Origin of the sequence: Aureimonas sp. SA4125 (assembly GCF_019973775.1) — a bacterium.
Classification (GTDB): domain Bacteria; phylum Pseudomonadota; class Alphaproteobacteria; order Rhizobiales; family Rhizobiaceae; genus Plantimonas.
Window position 1 is genome coordinate 3,092,913 of the sequence record NZ_AP025032.1, and the last position, 20,607, is coordinate 3,113,519.

21 protein-coding genes, 2 pseudogenes and 1 other annotated feature are annotated in these 20,607 nt (G+C 65.3%); of the genes and pseudogenes, 15 read left to right on the top strand and 8 right to left on the bottom strand.

Annotated elements, in window-relative coordinates; all coding sequences use genetic code 11:
* Window positions 1–67: 67 nt before the first annotated feature.
* From Sa4125_RS14535 to Sa4125_RS14550, 4 genes and pseudogenes are all read right to left on the bottom strand, one after another.
* A complete protein-coding gene (locus Sa4125_RS14535; protein ID WP_223998301.1) occupies window positions 68–1,276 on the bottom strand; it encodes an IS256 family transposase in 1,209 nt (402 codons plus the stop codon).
* A gap of 149 nt (window positions 1,277–1,425) precedes the next feature.
* Window positions 1,426–1,635, bottom strand: coding sequence for a hypothetical protein (locus Sa4125_RS14540; RefSeq protein ID WP_223998877.1), 210 nt, complete (start codon window positions 1,633–1,635; stop codon window positions 1,426–1,428).
* 128 nt (window positions 1,636–1,763) lie between these two features.
* On the bottom strand, window positions 1,764–1,904 hold the full coding sequence (locus Sa4125_RS14545) for a hypothetical protein (protein WP_224008204.1): 141 nt from the start codon (window positions 1,902–1,904) through the stop codon (window positions 1,764–1,766).
* 207 nt (window positions 1,905–2,111) lie between these two features.
* A pseudogene (locus Sa4125_RS14550) lies at window positions 2,112–2,310 on the bottom strand (sulfate ABC transporter ATP-binding protein); the annotation flags it as partial.
* Window positions 2,311–2,687: 377 nt separating this feature from the next.
* Here Sa4125_RS14550 and Sa4125_RS14555 point away from each other — a divergent pair.
* From Sa4125_RS14555 to Sa4125_RS14620, 14 genes and pseudogenes are all read left to right on the top strand, one after another.
* Window positions 2,688–3,185 (top strand): PRC-barrel domain-containing protein, encoded by a 498-nt coding sequence (locus Sa4125_RS14555; RefSeq protein ID WP_223998879.1) that lies wholly within the window; start codon window positions 2,688–2,690, stop codon window positions 3,183–3,185.
* A gap of 116 nt (window positions 3,186–3,301) precedes the next feature.
* Window positions 3,302–3,811 (top strand): YetF domain-containing protein, encoded by a 510-nt coding sequence (locus Sa4125_RS14560; RefSeq protein ID WP_223998881.1) that lies wholly within the window; start codon window positions 3,302–3,304, stop codon window positions 3,809–3,811.
* Between the two features lie 46 nt (window positions 3,812–3,857).
* Window positions 3,858–4,088, top strand: a complete 231-nt coding sequence (locus Sa4125_RS14565; protein WP_223998883.1) for a hypothetical protein — start codon at window positions 3,858–3,860, stop codon at window positions 4,086–4,088.
* A gap of 89 nt (window positions 4,089–4,177) precedes the next feature.
* The gene (locus Sa4125_RS14570) at window positions 4,178–4,876 is read left to right on the top strand and encodes a LysM domain-containing protein (protein ID WP_223998885.1); all 699 of its coding nucleotides are present in this window, start codon (window positions 4,178–4,180) and stop codon (window positions 4,874–4,876) included.
* 318 nt (window positions 4,877–5,194) lie between these two features.
* On the top strand, window positions 5,195–6,976 hold the full coding sequence (locus Sa4125_RS14575; RefSeq protein ID WP_223998887.1) for an N-acetylglutaminylglutamine amidotransferase: 1,782 nt from the start codon (window positions 5,195–5,197) through the stop codon (window positions 6,974–6,976).
* Window positions 6,973–8,670: an N-acetylglutaminylglutamine synthetase gene (gene ngg, locus Sa4125_RS14580; protein WP_223998888.1), complete on the top strand. Its 1,698-nt coding sequence runs from the start codon at window positions 6,973–6,975 to the stop codon at window positions 8,668–8,670. The genes Sa4125_RS14575 and ngg overlap by 4 nt, the downstream gene beginning before the upstream one ends.
* A 15-nt stretch (window positions 8,671–8,685) precedes the next feature.
* Window positions 8,686–9,858: an osmoprotectant NAGGN system M42 family peptidase gene (locus Sa4125_RS14585; protein ID WP_223998891.1), complete on the top strand. Its 1,173-nt coding sequence runs from the start codon at window positions 8,686–8,688 to the stop codon at window positions 9,856–9,858.
* 374 nt (window positions 9,859–10,232) lie between these two features.
* Window positions 10,233–10,285, top strand: a sequence feature (sul1 is cis-regulatory element that is thought to sense ions involved in sulfur or methionine metabolism; They are found in Alphaproteobacteria).
* 69 nt (window positions 10,286–10,354) lie between these two features.
* On the top strand, window positions 10,355–11,839 hold the full coding sequence (locus Sa4125_RS14590) for a SulP family inorganic anion transporter (protein WP_223998893.1): 1,485 nt from the start codon (window positions 10,355–10,357) through the stop codon (window positions 11,837–11,839).
* Window positions 11,840–11,854: 15 nt separating this feature from the next.
* Window positions 11,855–12,709 (top strand): universal stress protein, encoded by an 855-nt coding sequence (locus tag Sa4125_RS14595; protein WP_223998894.1) that lies wholly within the window; start codon window positions 11,855–11,857, stop codon window positions 12,707–12,709.
* Window positions 12,706–13,278: an NYN domain-containing protein gene (locus tag Sa4125_RS14600; protein ID WP_223998895.1), complete on the top strand. Its 573-nt coding sequence runs from the start codon at window positions 12,706–12,708 to the stop codon at window positions 13,276–13,278. Before Sa4125_RS14595 ends, Sa4125_RS14600 begins: the two co-directional genes overlap by 4 nt.
* Before the next feature lie 124 nt (window positions 13,279–13,402).
* Window positions 13,403–14,638 carry an MFS transporter gene (locus tag Sa4125_RS14605; RefSeq protein WP_223998896.1) on the top strand — a complete coding sequence of 412 codons (1,236 nt, stop codon included), beginning with the start codon at window positions 13,403–13,405 and terminating at the stop codon, window positions 14,636–14,638.
* Window positions 14,639–14,845: 207 nt separating this feature from the next.
* Window positions 14,846–15,235 (top strand): annotated as a pseudogene (locus Sa4125_RS14610) (glycosyltransferase); the annotation flags it as partial.
* 72 nt (window positions 15,236–15,307) lie between these two features.
* Window positions 15,308–16,090: a glycosyltransferase gene (locus Sa4125_RS14615; RefSeq protein WP_224007835.1), complete on the top strand. Its 783-nt coding sequence runs from the start codon at window positions 15,308–15,310 to the stop codon at window positions 16,088–16,090.
* Between the two features lie 395 nt (window positions 16,091–16,485).
* The gene (locus Sa4125_RS14620; RefSeq protein ID WP_223998897.1) at window positions 16,486–16,854 is read left to right on the top strand and encodes a metalloregulator ArsR/SmtB family transcription factor; all 369 of its coding nucleotides are present in this window, start codon (window positions 16,486–16,488) and stop codon (window positions 16,852–16,854) included.
* Window positions 16,855–16,943: 89 nt separating this feature from the next.
* Here Sa4125_RS14620 and Sa4125_RS14625 read toward each other — a convergent pair whose 3' ends face one another.
* From Sa4125_RS14625 to Sa4125_RS14635, 3 genes are read right to left on the bottom strand one after another with little or no spacing between them, the layout of a single operon-like run.
* Window positions 16,944–17,147, bottom strand: a complete 204-nt coding sequence (locus Sa4125_RS14625; protein ID WP_223998898.1) for an NnrT protein — start codon at window positions 17,145–17,147, stop codon at window positions 16,944–16,946.
* 11 nt (window positions 17,148–17,158) lie between these two features.
* On the bottom strand, window positions 17,159–17,335 hold the full coding sequence (locus tag Sa4125_RS14630; protein WP_223998899.1) for a hypothetical protein: 177 nt from the start codon (window positions 17,333–17,335) through the stop codon (window positions 17,159–17,161).
* 1 nt (window position 17,336) lies between these two features.
* Window positions 17,337–17,594, bottom strand: coding sequence for a hypothetical protein (locus Sa4125_RS14635; RefSeq protein ID WP_223998900.1), 258 nt, complete (start codon window positions 17,592–17,594; stop codon window positions 17,337–17,339).
* Window positions 17,595–17,611: 17 nt separating this feature from the next.
* Between Sa4125_RS14635 and Sa4125_RS14640 the strand changes: the two genes are divergently transcribed.
* Window positions 17,612–18,820, top strand: a complete 1,209-nt coding sequence (locus Sa4125_RS14640; protein WP_223998301.1) for an IS256 family transposase — start codon at window positions 17,612–17,614, stop codon at window positions 18,818–18,820.
* A gap of 22 nt (window positions 18,821–18,842) precedes the next feature.
* Here the strand turns inward: Sa4125_RS14640 and Sa4125_RS14645 are convergent, their stop codons facing one another.
* Window positions 18,843–20,606: a VWA domain-containing protein gene (locus tag Sa4125_RS14645; RefSeq protein ID WP_223998902.1), complete on the bottom strand. Its 1,764-nt coding sequence runs from the start codon at window positions 20,604–20,606 to the stop codon at window positions 18,843–18,845.
* Window position 20,607: the final 1 nt, after the last annotated feature.

Below are 20,607 nucleotides of genomic sequence, written 5' to 3' on the forward strand. Positions count from 1 at the left end.
CGGGCCACCGGCCGAGGTCGTGTCCGTCAACGTGGTGGAAATTGAGTGTAGCTGAAGCGGCTCCGTTTCAGGCGACTTCGGTGGAAATCTGTTCGGGTTTTGCAGTGTTGCCCATGGCCATGAGGTCGGCCATGGGTTCGGTCTGCATGTAGCGGTTCTGGATCTGCCATTCGTCGTTGGCCTCGAGAAGGACGGCGCCGATGAGCCGGATGATGGATCCCTCGTTCGGGAAGATTCCGACGACGTCGGCACGCCGCTTCACCTCCTTGTTCAGGCGCTCCAGGGAATTCGTCGAATGGATCCGGGTCCGGTGCTGACTGGGAAAATCCATGTGCGCCAGCACGTCGGTCTCGCTGTTGTCGATGAAGGCCCCGAGCTTTGGACACTTTCCCCGAAGCTGGTCGGCGACGTGGCGCAGCGCCTGGCTGGCGCTAGCACGATCGGGCTGGGCGAAGGCTTGGCGCAGCGCGGCCGCCGCCATGCTCTGCTGCGCCTTCGGGACATACGACAGGGCGTTGCGCATCCAATGCACCCGGCAGCGCTGCCAGGAGGCGCTGAACACCCGGCGAATGGCGGCTTTCAGCCCTTCGTGAGCATCCGAGATCACGAGCTTCACGCCGGACAGGCCGCGGCGCACGAGGCTCTTGAGGAAGCTCGACCAAAACGTCTCCGCTTCCGAGGGGCCGATGTGAAGGCCGACGATCTCGCGCTTGCCGTCCGTGTTCACGGCCACGGCGATTATGGCGGCGACCGAAACGATGCGTCCACCCTCGCGCTGCTTCAGGTAGGTCGCATCCAGCCAGAGGTAGGGCCAGTCGCCAGTGAGAGGACGGTCGAGGAAGCCGCCGACGCGTTCGTCGATGTCTTTGCACAGCTTCGATACGGTGCTCTTGCCGATCCCCGACAGCCCCATGGCCTGTACCAGATCGTCGACCCGCCGGGTGGAAACGCCGCTGATCCAAGCTTCCTGAATGACGGCAACCAAGGCCTTCTCCGAGAGCTTTCTCGGCTCCAGGAACGGCGGGAAGTAGCTGCCCTGCCGAAGCTTGGGTATCCGAAGCTGCAACGAGCCGAGCCGCGTGTCGAGCGAGCGGTCGCGGTAGCCATTGCGATAAGTCGCCCGTTCCTGCGTCCGTTCGTGGCGCCCGGCGCCGATCATGCCTTCAACGTCGACCTCCATAAGGAGCTGCATCACGCTCTCGGCTATCGTTCTCAGGAAATCGCCGTCCCCGGCTTTCGCAAAAAGCTCGGCAAGCGGTAGTCTGTCCTCGGTCATCGGGTTCTCCGGTCAGGTTGAAGTCTCGCAACTCCACCTTAGCCGCCCTATCCGGTGACCGCCTCAGCCACACCTTTCAATGTCGGAATTTCCACCACGAGCGCGGACACTACCCCGGCCGATCCGTTTCGGCCAAAAAACAGGCCCGCCTACCGTTCGTTTTCGGCGTCGCCGGACTTTGGCCAGAACGGTGCATGCCGGTCGCTGGCCGGCGCACCGCGCAGGCTCCTCGCTGCAGCGAGAAGTCCGCGCCACACCCGGCTGCCGAACCGCTCGATCCGGCTTTTCAGGAGAGCTTCCTCATCCTCGACGGCATCGATGATCTCGTCGCGCAGTGCCGGTTTCTCGTCAGCGGGCATGGCATCCTCCCTGGACTATCTGGAGAGAACACGATGGCCTGCGACTGCACATTGATCGAACGCAAGTCCGGCTGCCAATCCGCGCGTCGAACGGCCGCCGGCGGCACGATCGGGCTGAAAAGCTCGGATCAGCGCAAGGAGGCGATGTAGGCGACGAGGTCGTCGATCTCCTGCCGCGTCAAGCTCATGTCGGCCATCACGGGGTGCGGATCGGCGAGGAAGCCCGCCAGGGTGCCCGGATTGTCCCCGGCTCTCTTAGCAATGGACATGAAGGAACGGACGTCGGCGCTTCCGGTCTTCTGTTGCGGCGAGACGATGTGGCAGGCGGCGCACCAGCACTCGGCAATCTGCCGTCCGCTGGCGGCATCCTCCCGCGGCCCGGCGCTGGCCGCATGGCCGAGAACAGAAGCAGCGCGAGGGCAAGAGCGGGGCGAGACATGACAACCTCCTCGGGACGCTGCGCGGCGGACACGCCGGCTGGCCGGGCGGTCGGCTATGTCGTCGACACCGCCGACCTGCTCGATCTGCCTCGGGCTCATCACCACGACGCGGTCGGCAGCGCTCCAGCGCCTCCTCCGGGTCATGTGTGAGGAAGACCGTCATGTGCCGCGTCTTCCCGTGCATCTCCCGCAGCCAAAGGCGGAGCTCCTTGCGCATCTTATCTGCCTCGAGGGCGGGAATTCGAGGCCGGCGATAAGGCGCAGCAGCAATGAAGCGGGCCGTGGAAGCGCTGGCGATCGAAAAAGACCGGCAGCTGCTGCGGCCCCTCGCCACGAGATCGAAGGGAAGATCGATGATGGAATTGCCCGTGTCTTCCATCGCGACCCTGAGTATCGTTGCGCGACTTCAGAGATCATGGGTCGCGTCCGCGTAAGATAGGCACGCCGACATGCCTTCAGCTCAGACTTCAGCACCCTCCTCCCGTCATCATGACGCCAGATTTTGGATACATTACAGACAGGAAACGAACTAAATCTGAACGATATCTGCCGTGGCTGGTTGATGAAGGGAGGCAGGACGATCCCAGTCCGTGCAAACGGAAGGAGTTCATCATGAACCGCTTTGCCATGATCACCGCCACGACCGTTCTCTTGGCCAGCCCGGCGCTCGCCCAGACTGACACGCCTGCGGCACCGACGACCACGACGCCAGCAAATGGTACCGCGACCACTTCGTCTGCGATGGCGGCAGGTGCCACAGTCACCGGAACCCAAGGTGGAATGACGATGGGCACGACTTCGACGGTCGCGCTGAAGTTCGTCGAGTTCTCGTCTGCCGATGTCATGTCCTCCCGCCTCGAGGACCTCGACGTCTACAACAATCAGAACGAGGAGATTGGCGAGATCGAGGACCTCGTGATCAAGGACGGCAAGACGATCAGCGGCGTCGTCGTGAGCGTCGGCGGGTTTCTCGGACTAGGAGACCGTTATGTTCTTCTGGACCCTTCGAGCATCGTGCTCGGCGAGCAGGACGGCACCATGCGGGCGCTCGTGAACACGTCGAAGGACGAACTCACGGCCGCTCCCGAGTTCAAGTACGAGCGTGACTGAGCCGACCCGATGAGCCTTGGCGGCCGGCGGCGTGCCAGGGACACCCTCAGCGCGTCGGTCGCCGTGGCCGCGACGATGGCATGCATCGGTGGAAGCGATCGAAGGGAGTTTGACCGATGAACTGGGGGAACATGCTGTTTCAGGATTGGCAGGGGATAGTCCGCACGATCTTCGTCGGGGTCCTGGCCTATGCCGCGCTCGTGGCTTTCCTGCGGATTTCCGGCAAGCGCACGCTGGCGAAGCTGAATGCCTTCGACCTGGTCGTGACGGTCGCCCTCGGCTCGACCCTTTCGGCGATCCTCCTTCAGGAGTCCATCGCACTCGCCGAGGGTGTGGTGGCCTTGGCCCTGCTGATCTCGATGCAGTTCCTCGTCGCCTTCATGTCCGTCCGCTGGAAAGGCTTTGCCAAGGTCGTCCGGTCGGAGCCGACGCTGCTCGTGCGCAAGGGCGAGTTCTGCGACGCCGCCCTCCGGTCCGAGCGCGTGACACGGGATGAGGCCCTCGGGGCGGTTCGTTCCAACGGCGGCCGCGGCGTCGAGGATGTCGAATTTCTCATCCTCGAAAGCGACGGCACGATGAGCGTCGGCCTGATGTCGGCAAATGATCGTCCGGGCGGGCGACCCTGACCGGAGATCGATCAAGCCCGGATCCCAGCAACGGAATGGATGCACGATGACCAACACGAACATCCCAACGCGGCCGCGTGACACCGATGCCGCAGTGACAGAGACCGACCTTTCGCAGGAGCGGATGGGCAACAATCAGCTCCAGGCGAACGACCAGGAAGACGTCCACAACCAGCGTCAGGCGGTCCCCGGCGTGACGACGAAGACCGAGGGCGTCATCGAGAGCTTCGAGAACATGGAGCCGACGGTTCGAGCGGAACGCGAGAACCAGCGCTGACGCCGCGAAGTGATAACGCCGAAACCGGCGCAGCCGCATTGCGCGCCGGCTTGATCCCGAACCGGACCACCGACCGAAAGGCAAGACCCATGCACAAGCTAATCCCCCTCATCGCGTTGACGCTCGCAGCGGGCACGTCGCTCGGCCAGGCTCAGGACGTTGCGCCGACCTGCCAGGGCAATGTCACGGTCGAACGGGGCGACACGCTCAGCGCGATCGCCGAACGCTGCGACCTTTCCGAGGCACGCATTCTCGCCGCCAATCCGTCTCTCGAAGGTTCCAGCGACCTGGTGATCGGACAACGGCTTTCGACCGAAACCCCTGGCGCACAGGTTGGAAATCGCCTGTGGAGCGGCTTCAAAGGGGCCGTCGGCCAGACGGGCAACGCTTTGGAGAGCATCGCGAAGGGCGTCAACTCGTCGGCCCAGGACATCCTCGACAAGAACCCGGACCTTCGTTCACGGGTGGACAGCCTCGGCGAGAACCTCAACCTCACAGGCGGTCAGTCCTCCGCCAGCGTTTCCGTGACGCCCGTGTCGACCACGCCTGAAGCAGACGTCGAGGTCGTGGCGACGGGCCTGCCGGCGAACGAGGCAGTTCGCATCAATGTCGGAGCCGTCGGCGCCGCGTCCGAGAGCGTGGCCCAGGCGCGCACTTCCGCGGACGGGACACTGCGGCACGTCACGCAGCTCCCCAGCTGGCTTCCGGCCGGGAAACAGGCTGTTCTGACGATCACAGGCGACAGTCAGACCGTACTGGCCCGCTCTCCTCGGTTCAGCCAGAACTAGCGGAACAGACGCCTCTGATGACGCGGCGGCCGCGCCGTCCGGGTGACTTCGCTCGTGCGCGGTCACGGCCGCGACGATCTCCCTCCGGCAGGGCAGCTGGCCTTATTCAGATCGCCGCAGGGTTCATGCGCCCCGGCAGACGCGCAAACTGCGCGCCTGTTCCTGGCCCACCGCGTCGCAACACTCTTCCAGCCTGTACTCTTCCAGCCTGGGCATGACACCCTACATGCCCGGACCGTTTGGATGAGAGTGATGCCAGCCACTGCGTGCGGCTGTCCGAGCCGCGCGAAAGATACCGAATAACGGGAGCAATGCTCGATGTGTGGAATTTGTGCTGAGATTCGGTTCGATGGACAATCAGCCTCGCCTGACCGGATCTCGCAGATGTCCGCCTGTCTGGCGCGTCGAGGGCCCGATGGCGGGGGCCAGGTGGTGCGAGGGCGCGTCGGCCTGGGGCACCGCCGCCTGAAGATCATCGACCTTTCGGAAAAAGCCGAGCAACCGATGGTGGACGCCGAACTCGGCCTCACCATCGCGTTCAACGGCTGCATCTATAATTACTCCGAGCTTCGGCGGGAGTTGGAGGGCAAGGGCTACCGCTTCTTCTCGACGGGCGACACGGAAGTCATCCTCAAGGCCTATCATGCTTACGGTCCGGACTGCGTGAAGCGCTTCCTCGGCATGTTCGCCTTCGTCATCCACGAGCGCGACAGCGGACGCGTCGTCCTTGCGCGCGACCGGTTCGGGATCAAGCCGCTCTATCTCTCGCACAACGCCGAGCGGCTCTACGTGGCCTCGTCTCTCCCCGCGCTTCTTCGCACCGGCGACGTCGACACCTCGATCGACCGGGTCGCGCTGCACCATTACATGAGCTTCCACGCCGTCGTGCCGGCCCCGCTGACGATCCTGAAGGGCGTGCGAAAGCTGCCGCCCGCGACCGTCCGGGTCGTCGAACGGGACGGCAGTTTCAAGGACGAGGTCTACTGGTCGGCGCCCTTCGGCCCGCGTCTTGGCGACGAAAAGCTGAAGCCGGACGACTGGCGCGATCTCGTGCTGGAATCGCTGAGGACCGCCGTCGCCCGCCGCATGGTCGCGGACGTGCCGGTCGGGGTTCTGCTTTCGGGGGGCGTCGATTCCTCGCTGATCGTCGGGCTCCTCGCCGAAGCCGGCCAGGCAGGGCTGACGACATTCTCCATCGGCTTCGAGGAGGCCAATGACGAGAAGGGCGACGAGTTCATCTATTCCGATCTCGTCGCAAACCATTACGGCACGAAGCACCACAAGATCTTCGTGCCGTCGAGCGAGTTGATGGAGCACCTGCCGGGCACGATCGGCGCCATGTCGGAGCCGATGGTTTCCTACGACAATGTCGGCTTCTATCTCCTCTCCCGCGAGGTCTCCCAGCACGTCAAGGTCGTGCAGTCCGGCCAGGGGGCGGACGAGATCTTCGGCGGCTATCACTGGTACCCGCCGATGGCGGGCGCCGCCGATCCCGTCTCGACCTATGCGAGTGCCTTCATCGACCGGAGTGACGCCGTCCTTCGCCGGCAGCTCTCGCCGGACTGGCTGGCCGAGGGCGACGAGAGCCGCGCCTTCGTCGAGCGCCACTTCGCCATGCCCGGGGCGACCGATCCGGTGGACAAGGCGCTGCGGATCGATGCGAACGTCATGCTCGTGGATGATCCGGTGAAGCGCGTCGACAACATGACCATGGCATGGGGGTTGGAAGCGCGCGTGCCCTTCCTCGACCACGAACTGGTGGAACTCGCTGCACGAATCCCCGCCGCCGAGAAGCTGAAGCAGGAGGGCAAGGGCGTCCTGAAGGAGGCTGCCCGTCTTGTCGTGCCGCACGCGGTTATCGACCGACCGAAGGGCTATTTTCCCGTGCCCCAGCTGAAGTACATTTCCGGACCCTATCTCGACATGGTTCGCGATCACCTGAGATCTGAACCCGCTCGCGCTCGGGGCCTTTTCCAGGAGAGCTACCTCGAAACGCTTTACGCCGATCCGAGCGCCCACATCACGCCGCTGAGGGGTTCGGAGCTTTGGCAGGTGGCGCTTCTCGAGATGTGGCTCCAGCAGCATGGAGTGGGCGGATGACGGGAACCGGCGCCGGTGCCGCGACGCGAAACGTGCATGTCGACTGCGGGTGGGGTCGGCTGATCTTCGGGCAGACCTTCGACGACGCGAAGGGGCTGATCGATGTCCTGCGCGACGAAGGCTCGGATCGGCGAGATATCGGCTTCTACATCCGAGACCCCCATGTGGTTCTCGCCCATGCACCGCAGGAGGTCTTTCTCGACCCCTCGCACAGCTTCCGGCTGGATCTCGCCCGCTATGACGAGACCGCCAACCCGGCGGCAGGCATCAAGATCCGGCGCCTCTCGTCGCGGGCCGATGCGAGAGCGATGAACCGGATCTACCAGATCCACGGAATGGTCCAGGTCAGTCCGGACTTCGTCTGGGCGAACCGCGACAGCGCGGTGCTGACTTACCTGCTTGCCGAAGACGAGGCGACGGGCGCGATCGTGGGCACCGTGATGGGCGTCGACAATGCCGGCGTCTTCGACGATCCAGACAACGGCTCCTCGCTCTGGTGTCTCGCCGTCGATCCGCAGACGCCGCGCCCGCGCGTCGGCGAGATGCTGGTACGCCGCCTCGCCGAGCATTTCCGACACACCGGCCGCTCCACGATGGATCTATCGGTTCTCCATGACAACGGCTCGGCCATCGCGCTCTACGAGAAGCTCGGCTTTCAGCGGCTGCGGGTCTTCGCCGTCAAGCGCAAGAACGAGATCAACGAGAGGCTTTTCGTCGGCGCTACCGACGGCTACGAGTGCCTGAACCCATACGCCCGCATCATCGTGGACGAAGCGCGTCGGCGCGGGATCCATGCAGAGGTGACGGACGCCGAGGGTGGCTTTTTCCGCCTGAGCTATGGCGGACGCTCCATCCACTGCCGCGAGAGCCTTTCCGAGCTGACCTCGGGGGTTGCGGTCTCGGTCTGCGACGACAAGGCCGTGACGCGCCGCATCGTGCGGGCAGCCGGGGTCGTCGTGCCCGAACAGATCGAGGCCGGCGACGATGCCATGCGGCTCGGCGCCTTCATCGAGACGCATGGCTCGATTGTCGTCAAACCCGCGCGTGGCGAACAGGGACGCGGCGTTGCGGTCGGGATCACGAGCGTCGCGGACGCGGAGAAGGCGATTGCCGTCGCCCGCACACAGTCCGAGCGGGTGCTGCTCGAAGCCTGCTTCCAGGGCGAGGACCTCCGCCTTGTGATGATCGACTACGTGCTCGTCGCCGCCGCCCTGCGCAAACCGCCGATCGTGGTCGGTGATGGACGTTCCACCATTCGCCAGCTGATCGAGCATCTCTCCCGCCGGCGCTCGGCGGCGACATCGGGCGAAAGCCGCGTGCCGATCGATGCGGAAACCGAGCGCTGCGTCGAGCAGGCCGGCTGGCGTATGGATGACATCATCGGCAAAGGCGAGCAGGTCTCCGTCCGGCGAACGGCAAACCTTCATACCGGCGGTACAATCCACGACGTGACCGCGGACGTTCATCCAGATCTGGTTGCGGCCGCTGTCGAAGCGGCCCGCGCCATCGCCATTCCGGTCTGCGGGATTGATTTCATGGTAAAGTCACCGCAAGAGCCCGACTACGTCTTCATCGAAGCGAACGAACGTCCGGGACTGGCAAACCATGAGCCTCAGCCGACGGCCGAGCGCTTCGTCGATCTTCTTTTCCCGCAGAGCGTGCCCGCCTCCGCACGTGTCGGCAGAACTTCCTGACCAGACGGACACCTGATGCCCCGCCTTGCGATCGACACCGCCTACCTCAGCAACCAGTTGAAAGCACTGCTCTCCATCCCGAGTCCGACCGGCTATACCGACACGATCGTGCGTCACGTCTCCCTGGAGCTGGAGCGGCTTGGCCTTAAGGTGGAGCTGACCCGGCGTGGCGCGATCATCGCGGTTCGCCCGGGCACCGGTCGAGCCTCCTCGCGCGCCATCGTCAGCCATGTCGACACCCTCGGCGCGCAGGTAAAGGCCATCAAGCACAACGGTCGGCTCGAACTCGTCCCCATCGGCACATGGTCGGCGCGCTTTGCCGAAGGGGCAAGGTCGACGGTCTTCTCGGAGAAGGGTGCCTACCGCGGCACCATCCTGCCCCTGAAAGCCTCGGGCCACACCTACAACGAGGAAATCGACTCGCTGCCGATCGGCTGGGACTATGTGGAGCTGCGGGTTGACGCATTGGCACGCAGCCGCGCCGAGGCCGACCGACTGGGCATCGAAATTGGCGACATCGTCGCCATCGACCCGCAGCCGGAATTCCTGGACAACGGCTTCATCGTCTCGCGCCATCTCGACAACAAGGCGGGCGTCGCGATCACGCTGGCCGCGATCCAGGCCCTGGAGCGCGAAGGCGCGGTGACCCCGGTCGACACGCATTGGCTCTTCACGATCGCCGAAGAAGTCGGCGTCGGCGCGGCGTCGATCCTCGAACCCGATGTGGCCTCGATGCTCGCGATCGACAACGGGACCTCGGCGCCCGGCCAGAACTCGTCCGAATTCGGCGTGACCATCGCCATGGCGGACCAGACCGGGCCCTTCGACTACCACCTGACCAAGAAGCTCGTCCGCCTCTGCAAGGACCAGGACATCAAGTATCAGAAGGACATCTTCCGCTACTACCGCTCCGATTCCGCCTCGGCGATCGAAGCCGGCCACGATGTGCGCACCGCGCTGATCACCTTCGGCGTCGACGCCTCGCACGGCTGGGAGCGCATCCACATGCATGCCCTGCGCTCGGTCGCTGAACTCGTTACGGCCTACGCCATCTCGCCCGTCGAGATCGAGCGGGACCTGCGAACGCATGCCGGCCTTCGGGGATTTACGCACCAGCCGGTCGCTGAGGCTTCCGAGGAGTTCACCACCGTTTCGGTTGTGGAGTCGTCCTCCGACGAACCCTCCTGATGCGCTGCAGTTTCCTCCCGCGGTCTTCGCTCGTCGTAGCTCTGCGCAAACGGCGACCGGGGTCTCGGCGCCCGCGCTAAGAACCCGCACGGAGCGCGTCCCTTCGCTGCGTCAACAATGCGCCGTCGCACTGTGGGACTGGGCAGCAGCGCGACAGCCGGCTGCCGTCGAGGGCGAGGGTCGGGAGCGATGGGGCCGGATATGCAGACGTTCCGCTTCAGGCGTGAATTCGTCCTCTCTCGGTTCGGAACCTTGCGATTTGTCGTGAAACCCAGACCTGCCGGATCAAGCGACGTCATCCCGAAAGCGGACGGGATGACGGAGCGGCAAGAGGGGTTGCCATCCTGCGCACGACACGCCATGAAGGCCCCACGTATGGACCCATTCAATTGGGTGGCTACGCCGGGCGCCGATCCCCCGGCCAACCAAGTCAGCCGAGCGCCTACCAGTCCGCCGAGTGCAGACGTCGCGATCCGCCCACTACCTGAAGAACCTCATGACCTCATTTGAAACGCTCCGCCAGGAGTGGTTCGGGAACGTGCGCGGCGATCTCCTCGCCGGCATCGTCGTGGCGCTTGCGCTCATTCCCGAAGCCATCGCCTTCTCCATCATCGCCGGCGTCGATCCGAAGATCGGCCTCTACGCCTCATTCACGATCGCCGTTCTCACGTCGATCTTCGGCGGCCGCCCGGGCATGATCTCGGCTGCCACCGCGGCCACCGCCGTCCTGATGATCACGCTCGTGCGGGACCACGGCCTCGAATATCTCCTCGCCGCCACGGTGCTGGCGGGCCTCCTCCAGATCGCCGCAGGATTCCTGCGCCTCGGCAACGCGATGCAGTTCGTGTCGAAATCGGTCATGACGGGCTTCGTCAACGCTCTCGCCATCCTGATCTTCATGGCGCAGATACCCGAACTCGTCGGCGTGCCGTCGATGACCTACGTCATGGTCGCGGCAGGGCTTGCCATCATCTACCTCTTTCCCCGGATCACCACCGCGATCCCCTCGCCGCTCGTCGCGATCGTCGTCCTGACGGCGGTGTCGCTCGGCTTCGGGATGGACCTGCGCATCGTCGGCGACATGGGCGCGCTGCCCGATACGCTGCCCGTCTTCCTGATCCCGAACATTCCGCTGACCCTCGAAACCCTCATGATCATCCTGCCCTACTCGGCGGCGGTCGCGGTCGTGGGTCTCCTGGAATCCCTGATGACGGCGCAGATCGTCGACGAATTGACGGACACCGGATCAGACAAGAACCGCGAATGCGTCGGCCAGGGCGTTGCCAATACCGTCACCGGCTTCTTCGGCGGCATGGCGGGCTGCGCGATGATCGGCCAGTCGGTCATCAACGTGAAGTCGGGCGGCCGGGGCCGGCTGTCCTGCTTTGCCGCCGGCGTCTTTCTTCTCTTTCTCATCGTCGTGCTCGGCGACTGGGTCCGCATCATCCCGATGGCCGCGCTCGTCGCGATCATGATCATGGTCTCGATCGGCACCTTCTCCTGGGGATCGATCAAGAACCTGCGCGACCATCCGCGCCGGTCCTCGATCGTCATGCTGGCGACCGTGGTCACGGTGGTGTGGACGCACAACCTCGCCATCGGCGTCATCATCGGCGTGATGCTCTCGGGTGTCTTCTTCGCCTCGAAGGTCGCCCAGCTCTTCCGTGTCGCATCGAGCCTCTCGCCCGACGGGCTGACCCGCACCTACACGGTGGAGGGGCAGATCTTCTTCGCCTCATCGGAACGCTTCGGCACCTCCTTTGACTTCAAGGAGTCGGTGGACCGCGTCGTGATCGACGTCACCGGCGCCCATATCTGGGATCTCTCCGGCGTCGCCGCGCTCGACCGCGCGATCCTGAAGTTCCGCCGCGAAGGCGCCGAGGTGGAAATTCTCGGCCTCAACGAAGCGAGCGCGACCATCGTCGACAAGCTCGCCATCCACGACAAGCCCGGGGCCATGGACAGCCTCACGGGCCACTAAGGGAGGAACGTCCACATGTCGAAGATCATCGCCTGCATCGACGGGTCCATCTACGCGGCCAGCGTCTGCGACCATGCCGCCTGGGCAGCCCAGCGCCTTGCCGCGCCGGTCGAGGTCGTCCACGCACTCGGTCGCCGCGACACGACGAGCGCGCCGCTCGACCTCAGCGGCAGTCTCGAATTCGGGGAGCGCGAGGCTCTCCTGAACCAGCTTGCCGAGCTCGACGCGCAGAAGGCCAAGGTCTCGCATCTGCGTGGCCGCCACCTCGTCGCCGATGCGGTCTCGCGCATCAGGGCCGCGGGCACGCAGACCGTCTCGGAGATGCTGCGTCACGGCGACGTCGCCGACACGGTCCGGGACCTCGATGGCGAGACGCGGCTTCTGGTCATCGGCAAGCGCGGCGAGGCTGCCGACTTCGCCAAAGGGCATCTGGGATCCAATCTCGAGCGGGTCATCCGCTCGGCCAGGAAGCCCGTCCTCGTCGTCTCGCGCGCCTTTGCTCCCATCGCGAGCTTCCTTGTCGCCTTCGACGGGGGACGTAGCTCGGGGCAGGTCGTCGAGCGGCTCGTCGCTAGTCCGCTCCTCTCCAACCTGCCCTGCCACCTCTTCATGGCCGGCGACGGCGCCGGCGAAGCCGGCAACCGGCTGAGGGCCGCTGAAGGCGCTCTCAAGGCGGCAGGTTACGCCGTCACCGTCGGCATCGAGGCCGGGGAACCGGAGACCGTCATCGCCGCCAAGGTCAAGCGGGACGGCATCGGTCTCGTCGTCATGGGCGCCTACGGCCACTCCCGCATCCGCAACCTCATTGTCGGCTCGACGACGACGGCGCTGATCGAGTCCTGCACGGTCCCCGTGCTCGTCATCCGGTGAGCCGATCCCAGGCGCCCATCGGGGCGGCTGGGTCATCCGGCATCGGATTGCCCGGCGGACCGATCCTCGTCACCATTGACGGAAGTCACTGCGATCGGCTGCGCAAGGCCTTCGAGGTGCAACTCAGGATCGCCGACCTCCTCGAATGGCTTGCCGATCCGTCCCGAGCGCGGCGGTGCCTCTACTATCGCGACCTTCGCGACGAGACCGAGGCTGGACGTCTGAGGGGAATGATGGGGCGACTGGCGGCCGAAGGCATCGAGGTGAAAGGTGCCCAGCCCGCAGACTTCGAACGCGGACAGAAGGAACGCTACGGCACCAACCTCGTGGAACTCGCCGTCGACCTCCTCCGGCTCGCGCCCGGCTTCGAGCGCGTCGTCCTGGTTGCCGCCGACCGTAAGCTCGTACCGCTGGTGCGGGCGCTGCGCGACGGCGGGACATGGGTCACGCTAGCGACCGCGCTCGACGTTCCCGTGGCGATCCGGGCCTCGTCCCATCTCGTCGAGGCCGCCGACGACCATGTCGATTTCGGCGATTTTCTCCTGTCGGCGCGGGGCGGTCTCCACTAGAGCATGATCCCGAAAGGTGGGTTCCGGCTCGGGATCATGCGAGGACAAGGACCTAAAGCGGGTCGGCGATTCGAAGAAAAGCCATCCCGCTTTAGAAGACGGGCGTGTGAGCGGGAGACATGACGTGCAGGCATTCGGGCGGTTCATCGCCGACAACGGCCGATGGCTCGGCGGCGGCTTCCTCCTCACCTTCTTCTCCTCGTTCGGGCAGACCTTCTTCATCTCGCTGTCGAACGCCGGGATCCGCAACGCCTATGGTCTGAGCCACGGCGACTTCGGCGGGCTGTACATGCTGGCGACCCTTGGCAGTGCCTTGACGCTGCCCTTCCTCGGCCGCATCCTCGACCGATACCGGACGGCGACCGTCGCCGTCTGCACCCTGCTGATGCTGGCGCTGGCGACGGTGTCGATGGGCTTGTCGACCTCGATTCCCGCCCTCGTCGTCTCGCTCTACATGCTGCGCCTGTTCGGCCAGGGAATGATGACGCAGACCGCCTTCACCGCGACCGGGCGCTGGTTCTCGGCCAACCGCGGGCGGGCGGTCTCGCTGGTGACGCTTGGCCATCAGGCGGGCGAGGCGCTGCTGCCGATCCTCTTCGTGATCGTGGCCGGCGCGATCGGCTGGCGGGCATCCTGGTTCACGGCGACGGGTGCCCTCGTCCTCGTCGCGCTTCCCGTCGTGACGCTGCTCCTGCGCCGGGACCGTGTGCCGCAGAACGACCCGGAAACGATCCTCCGGGCGCCCGTCCGGCATTGGACCTTGTCGGAGGTCCTTCGCGATCCGAAATTCTACCTGATCTCGGCGGGCGTCCTCGCTCCGCCCTTCGTCGCCACGACGATCTTCTTCCACCAGGTCTACCTCACCGAGCTGCGCGGCTGGCCCCTGACGCTGTTTGCCGCGGGTTTTGCCGTCATGTCGATAGCGAACCTCGCCTTCACGCTGCTGGCGGGCTGGTTGATCGATCGCACCTCGGCGGCAAGGGTGCTGCCGCTCTTCCTGCTTCCCCTCGCGGCGGCCTCTTTCGTCGCCGCCTTCGTGACGGCGCCTTGGGCGATCTTCCTGTTCATGGCGCTGATGGGCGTCAGCAACGGTTTTTCGTCGACGCTCTCGGGCGCGATGTGGCCCGAACTCTACGGCACCGCTCATCTCGGCGCGATCCGCTCCGTCGTCGTCGCCACGATGGTGTTCGCCAGCGCCGCGGGGCCGGGGCTGACCGGGTATCTCATCGACGCCGGGGTCGACTATGACCTCCAGCTTGCAACCATGGGCCTGTACGCCGTCGCCGCGGCGGTCGGGATGTGGATCGTGTCGGCAAGCCTCGTCAGAACACGCGAACTGGACGTGTGCGAACGATCCTGAAGCCTTGTGGCTCCAATGGAAACCGATCCTGACTGCCGCGCCCCTCCGCTGTCCTGGCGTCCTGGGGCGCGACAAATTCATCCTCGAGCGCTGGCGCGAACCCAATCGCACCAGACAAATGCTGGATCGAACCGCATCGCGTCGCAGATACTCGAACCATGCGTCTTCACGATCCTCAGGAGAGTTTGAGGAGGCACAGGACCTAAAATGAAAATATCGCTCCAGACCCTCGGCACGCGCGGGGACGTCCAGCCTTTCCTGGCGTTGGCGATCGGTCTGCGGAACGCCGGCCACGAGGTCTCCCTCGCCGCTTCCAAGGAGTATGGGAACTGGATCACCGGGCACGGGATCCATCATGTGCCCCTGCTCTCGGATATCACCTCCCTTCTGCGAACCCCCGACGGAAAGGAGGCAGTGTCGGGAAGGCTTGCTTTCCTGCCGAAGGCGCGCCTCTTCCGCTCTTTCTCCGACACGTTGCCGGATCTCCTCGAGGCGCAGCGCGGGGCTGCGGCGGGCGCCGACGCCATCGTGTTTCATCCCAAGGCCCTCGGCGGAAGGCATATCGCCGAGGCTTTCGGGATCCCGGGTTTCGAGGCCCTCCCCCTGCCGGCGCTGACGCCGACCTCCGCATTCCCGACGCCCGTCGCTCCTTTCGAGAATCTCGGCCCGTTGAACCGCTTCAGCCACCGGGTCGCCGCTTCCGCTCCGGAAGTCCTCTTCGCGAAGGCGGTCCGTCGCTTCAGGAATTCGCTCGGCCTTCGGCCGGGCAGATGCACCGCACGGATCGTTCAGCTCCACGCCTACAGCGAGCACGTCGTGCCCCGTCCGGCAGACTTCGGCGACGAGGCGATCATCTGCGGCTTCTGGACGCTTGGCGAGGGGGCGGATTGGACGCCACCGGCGGATCTCGCGGAGTTCCTCGAAGCCGGGCTCGCCCCGGTCTATGTCGGCTTCGGAAGCATCCCCTCCATCGACCCCGCCCACGTCACCAGAATGGTCTGCGCGGCGCTCGAACGCACCGGTCAGCGAGGCATCATCTCGACGGGCGGAGGCGGGCTCGAGGCATGCGCCGTGTCGGATGCGATCTTGTGCATCGAGGAGGCGCCGCATGAGTGGCTGTTTCCGCGCGTGGCGGCCGTGGTTCATCACGGGGGATCGGGCACCGTCGCCGCGAGCCTTTGCGCCGGCAAGGCGAGCGTCGTTTGCCCGAAGTTCGGCGACCAACCTTTCTGGGCCCGCCGGCTGCAGGCCTTGGGCGCCGCACCCGAACCGTTGCCGTTTCGTTTGCTGTCCGCGGAAAGCCTGGCGGTCAGGCTTGAAACCGTGGCTGCGCAACCAGAATACGCGCGCCGAGCAGGCAGCATCGGCCAACTGCTGAGACGCGAGGACGGCGTCGCACGGGCGGTGTTGGAGATCGAGAGGGTTTTGGCCGATCGTTCGGCGCCGAGATAATCCCTGATCTCTCCTTGAACCGCTGCCTTCCATCCAGGCCGGGATCAATGGCAGCGACGCCATGATGGCCTGGCCCTGCCGCGTCGGTGTCCTGCCGACGCGGCCGGCCGCGCACATCCTTCCGATCGGCATCCCGCTTTACGACGACCGGTCCGACAGGTTCGGCTCCCCCGCACGAGGCCCCCGGGCACCTTGCTGCTCACCGTGGCGTCAAAGCGCTCCCGCGTCATGATCGCAGACGGCGCACGCCGGCGGACCGTTTCGCCAGTCCTGCGGCTTGGCGCATCGGGGCTATCTCACCCCCGCAAGCGGCAGGGGTCGAGCCGGAGATTACGCCTCTTGAACATTAGAAATAGCTATATGAGATATATCTCATATTAAATGGGCGGCGCATAATGGGTGAGATACAGGATTTCGAGGCAAAAGCGGCCGAAGTGGCGGCCGTCCTGAAGGCGGTCGCGAACGAACGCCGGCTCATGCTTCTGTGCAAGCTCCTCGACCTTGGGGAGGCCAGTGTCGGTTCGCTGGCAGAAGCCGTCGGCCTTTCGCAATCGGCTCTGTCGCAGCATCTGACCGTCCTGAAGGAGCAGGGAATCGTCGCCTACCGCCGCGAGAGCCAGACCCTCTACTACCGGATCGCCGACCCGCGCATCGTCGCGCTTTTCTCGACCCTGCAAGGGCTGTTCTGCCCACCCAGGAATGAAAGCCCCCCCGCGGTGGAAGCCTTGGATCACGCCGCCCCCCGGGAGACGTCGATTGACTGAGTTGGCGCCCTACTTCGAGATCAGGACGTAGCGCGACCTCGATCCCCGCCTTCTGCCGGGCGCCGCGATCTTCGGCATCGGCTACGTGGTCATACCGATCTGTCGGCTGCAGCCATAAGCTTCTTGATATGGCAAGCAAAAGCCCATGTCGCGGGGACACCCAGAACCGCACCGCCCAGCACGGACTGTACCGGCGTGAGCACCGGCCAGCCGACCCAGGATCCGATCAGTGAAGCGAAGAACAGATTGACGGCCATCGCCCCGGCCCCGAACGGATAAAGGATCAGGGTCAAGCGCCTTAACGTCATCGGCGGCTGACGAGCCATTGCACCGCGGCCAGTGAGGCGAGCATCAGGATCGAGGCGACCAAGTAGGAGAGTTCGGCCTCAGCTGTCTGTGGCTGGGGGATCGGGCGCTGGAAGGCTTCCGCCACGGCGACGGCTGGTGTGAACAGAAAAAGGAGGCAGAGGGGAAGGCGCATGTCAGGTCTCCTGTGTCAGCGAACGGTAGATATCGGGTAGAGCGCGGCCCAGCCGTGCAGGGTCGGGCAGCAGCGTGAAACCGCCACGCCCGAAGATGCGGGCGAACCAGTCCTGCCCGTCGGCATCGACGATCACGCCGTGGACGACGAGACCCGAACGGCGGTAGTGTCCGCGCTCGTGGTGGAAATTCCGACATTGAAAGGTGTGGCTGAGGCGGTCACCGGATAGGGCGGCTAAGGTGGAGTTGCGAGACTTCAACCTGACCGGAGAACCCGATGACCGAGGACAGACTACCGCTTGCCGAGCTTTTTGCGAAAGCCGGGGACGGCGATTTCCTGAGAACGATAGCCGAGAGCGTGATGCAGCTCCTTATGGAGGTCGACGTTGAAGGCATGATCGGCGCCGGGCGCCACGAACGGACGCAGGAACGGGCGACTTATCGCAATGGCTACCGCGACCGCTCGCTCGACACGCGGCTCGGCTCGTTGCAGCTTCGGATACCCAAGCTTCGGCAGGGCAGCTACTTCCCGCCGTTCCTGGAGCCGAGAAAGCTCTCGGAGAAGGCCTTGGTTGCCGTCATTCAGGAAGCTTGGATCAGCGGCGTTTCCACCCGGCGGGTCGACGATCTGGTACAGGCCATGGGGCTGTCGGGGATCGGCAAGAGCACCGTATCGAAGCTGTGCAAAGACATCGACGAACGCGTCGGCGGCTTCCTCGACCGTCCTCTCACTGGCGACTGGCCCTACCTCTGGCTGGATGCGACCTACCTGAAGCAGCGCGAGGGTGGACGCATCGTTTCGGTCGCCGCCATAATCGCCGTGGCCGTGAACACGGACGGCAAGCGCGAGATCGTCGGCCTTCACATCGGCCCCTCGGAAGCGGAGACGTTTTGGTCGAGCTTCCTCAAGAGCCTCGTGCGCCGCGGCCTGTCCGGCGTGAAGCTCGTGATCTCGGATGCTCACGAAGGGCTGAAAGCCGCCATTCGCCGGGTGTTCAGCGCCTCCTGGCAGCGCTGCCGGGTGCATTGGATGCGCAACGCCCTGTCGTATGTCCCGAAGGCGCAGCAGAGCATGGCGGCGGCCGCGCTGCGCCAAGCCTTCGCCCAGCCCGATCGTGCTAGCGCCAGCCAGGCGCTGCGCCACGTCGCCGACCAGCTTCGGGGAAAGTGTCCAAAGCTCGGGGCCTTCATCGACAACAGCGAGACCGACGTGCTGGCGCACATGGATTTTCCCAGTCAGCACCGGACCCGGATCCATTCGACGAATTCCCTGGAGCGCCTGAACAAGGAGGTGAAGCGGCGTGCCGACGTCGTCGGAATCTTCCCGAACGAGGGATCCATCATCCGGCTCATCGGCGCCGTCCTTCTCGAGGCCAACGACGAATGGCAGATCCAGAACCGCTACATGCAGACCGAACCCATGGCCGACCTCATGGCCATGGGCAACACTGCAAAACCCGAACAGATTTCCACCGAAGTCGCCTGAAACGGAGCCGCTTCAGCTACACTCAATTTCCACCACGTTGACGGACACGACCCGAACGGCGGGCTTCGCGAACGGCCATGTGGCTGTCTTCGATGCCGTGGATGCCCTCGTAGTGATCGAGGTCGTTGGGCTTTCCATCCGTCAGCACCAGCAACAGCTTGCGCGCCGATGTCTCCTTCGCCAGTTGGGCCGAGACATGCCGGATGGCTGTCCCGAGGCGCGTATAGTGGCCAGGCTGGAGACCACCGATGCGCGCGGTGACGTCGGGTGTCATACGCCCGTCAAAGCCCTTGCAGCGGGTCAGGAAGACCCGATCGCGCTTCAGCGACGAGAAGCCCCAGATCCCCAGCCGGTCGCCCGCAGCGTCGATGCCGCCCGCCAGCGCGGCCATCGCCTCGCGCATGGTGTCGATGATGCTGCGAAGGCCGACCACCGATTCGGTGGACCGTGAACAGTCCATCAGGATCGCCACCGACAGGTCGCGCTCGACATGGCGCAGGTCGCGGTAGATGCGGTCGCTGCCCTGGCCCGTCACGCGAAGCGAGACCTGCGCCTCGATCAAGGCGTCGAGATCCAGTTCCGGGCCGTCCACCTGCCGGGGCAGGAGGACGCGTCTGGGATGCAGCGTCTCGAACTGGCGACGGACGCGCGCCATCAGACGGGGATCGGGCGTGAATTCGGCGCCGGGCTTGGCATCGGCCTCCAGCACGACGCAGTGGTCCGGCATGTAGGCGCGTGAGCGGTGATTCCATTCGGGATAGGTGAAGCGGGCCGACAGACGTTCATGCTCGGCGTCCTGCGGCGCCAGATCCAGATGCAGGCGCAGCCGGGTGGCGGCACGCTTGTGGTGCTTGCTCAGCGTGATGTTGTCCTGGTCCTCGGCAGCCTTTTGAGCATTTTCGAGGTCGTCGTCGTCTGTCGCGCGGTTGAGGCCCATGCTCTCGACCCAGGACAGGATCGATTCAAACCGGTGCATGATGAAGCTGTCGGTGCGGTTGGCCTGCTCGTTGTCCTTGCGCTCGCCCTGCTTGCGCGTGGCGGTCGACAGACCCGGCGGGGCGCTGATCGCATCCTCGGCGGGACTGGCACCGTCCCCGCGGCTCGGGCCGTCGAGGCGCAGCCAGATCGGCAGCGGCAGCAGCGGGGCGTAGCCGCGCGGAGCCGGCAGGCAGATCGGCACGGTCGACGGCGGCGGCCCGCCCGCCAAACTCGCCCTGGCACGGCTCGCCACGGCACGTTCCGATGCAGACCCTGCCAGACCGCCCCAGACCGTCAACAGATGGGCGCACATTGCCGCGTGAGATTCCCGCAGACCGGGACAGAGCGCCAAGGCGCGAGCGGATGCTTCTTCCATCGCGGCCAGATGAGCAAAGTCGGCGGCCAGCAGGTCCTCATGCCTGGGAGCCGGCTTGGCGCAGGCGGCAAGTGCCGCCAGCCAGAGATAGGCCGCGCGGTTCATCGTCACGGTCGGGAATGCAGCCATGGCCGGCGGCAGGCGCAGCGTCGCGCCATCGAAACTGCCGACATGCTCAAGGATCCGCGAGTCGGCGAGCTGCGCCCCGACGCCGCGCCGATGGCGCGAAGCCGTGGCGGGGCTGGCCGCGATCTCCGTCCCCGGCGCGCCGCCGAGCGCACGAAACAGCAAGGCGACGCTCGGCCGCATGGAATCGAGCGTCACGACGCTCGCCGCATGGTCGGTCGTGGGAGCAAGGCGCAAGGCGACGCCGTGCCACAGATTGCCGACGGTCTCCTCGGGATCCATCAGATCCATCGGGTGGAGGGCCATG

Bases quoted from the DNA above. Each gene is read 5' to 3' on its own strand.
- Sa4125_RS14620 (WP_223998897.1), top strand. From the start codon at position 16,486: ATGGGTGAGATACAGGATTTCGAGGCAAAAGCGGCCGAAGTGGCGGCC.
- Sa4125_RS14630 (WP_223998899.1), bottom strand. From the start codon at position 17,335: ATGCGCCTTCCCCTCTGCCTCCTTTTTCTGTTCACACCAGCCGTCGCC.
- Sa4125_RS14590 (WP_223998893.1), top strand. From the start codon at position 10,355: ATGACCTCATTTGAAACGCTCCGCCAGGAGTGGTTCGGGAACGTGCGC.
- Sa4125_RS14570 (WP_223998885.1), top strand. From the start codon at position 4,178: ATGCACAAGCTAATCCCCCTCATCGCGTTGACGCTCGCAGCGGGCACG.
- Sa4125_RS14565 (WP_223998883.1), top strand. From the start codon at position 3,858: ATGACCAACACGAACATCCCAACGCGGCCGCGTGACACCGATGCCGCA.
- Sa4125_RS14555 (WP_223998879.1), top strand. From the start codon at position 2,688: ATGAACCGCTTTGCCATGATCACCGCCACGACCGTTCTCTTGGCCAGC.
- Sa4125_RS14545 (WP_224008204.1), bottom strand. From the start codon at position 1,904: ATGTCCATTGCTAAGAGAGCCGGGGACAATCCGGGCACCCTGGCGGGC.
- Sa4125_RS14585 (WP_223998891.1), top strand. From the start codon at position 8,686: ATGCCCCGCCTTGCGATCGACACCGCCTACCTCAGCAACCAGTTGAAA.
- Sa4125_RS14645 (WP_223998902.1), bottom strand. From the start codon at position 20,606: ATGGCCCTCCACCCGATGGATCTGATGGATCCCGAGGAGACCGTCGGC.
- Sa4125_RS14560 (WP_223998881.1), top strand. From the start codon at position 3,302: ATGAACTGGGGGAACATGCTGTTTCAGGATTGGCAGGGGATAGTCCGC.
- Sa4125_RS14540 (WP_223998877.1), bottom strand. From the start codon at position 1,635: ATGCCCGCTGACGAGAAACCGGCACTGCGCGACGAGATCATCGATGCC.
- Sa4125_RS14535 (WP_223998301.1), bottom strand. From the start codon at position 1,276: ATGACCGAGGACAGACTACCGCTTGCCGAGCTTTTTGCGAAAGCCGGG.
- Sa4125_RS14575 (WP_223998887.1), top strand. From the start codon at position 5,195: ATGTGTGGAATTTGTGCTGAGATTCGGTTCGATGGACAATCAGCCTCG.
- ngg (WP_223998888.1), top strand. From the start codon at position 6,973: ATGACGGGAACCGGCGCCGGTGCCGCGACGCGAAACGTGCATGTCGAC.
- Sa4125_RS14595 (WP_223998894.1), top strand. From the start codon at position 11,855: ATGTCGAAGATCATCGCCTGCATCGACGGGTCCATCTACGCGGCCAGC.
- Sa4125_RS14640 (WP_223998301.1), top strand. From the start codon at position 17,612: ATGACCGAGGACAGACTACCGCTTGCCGAGCTTTTTGCGAAAGCCGGG.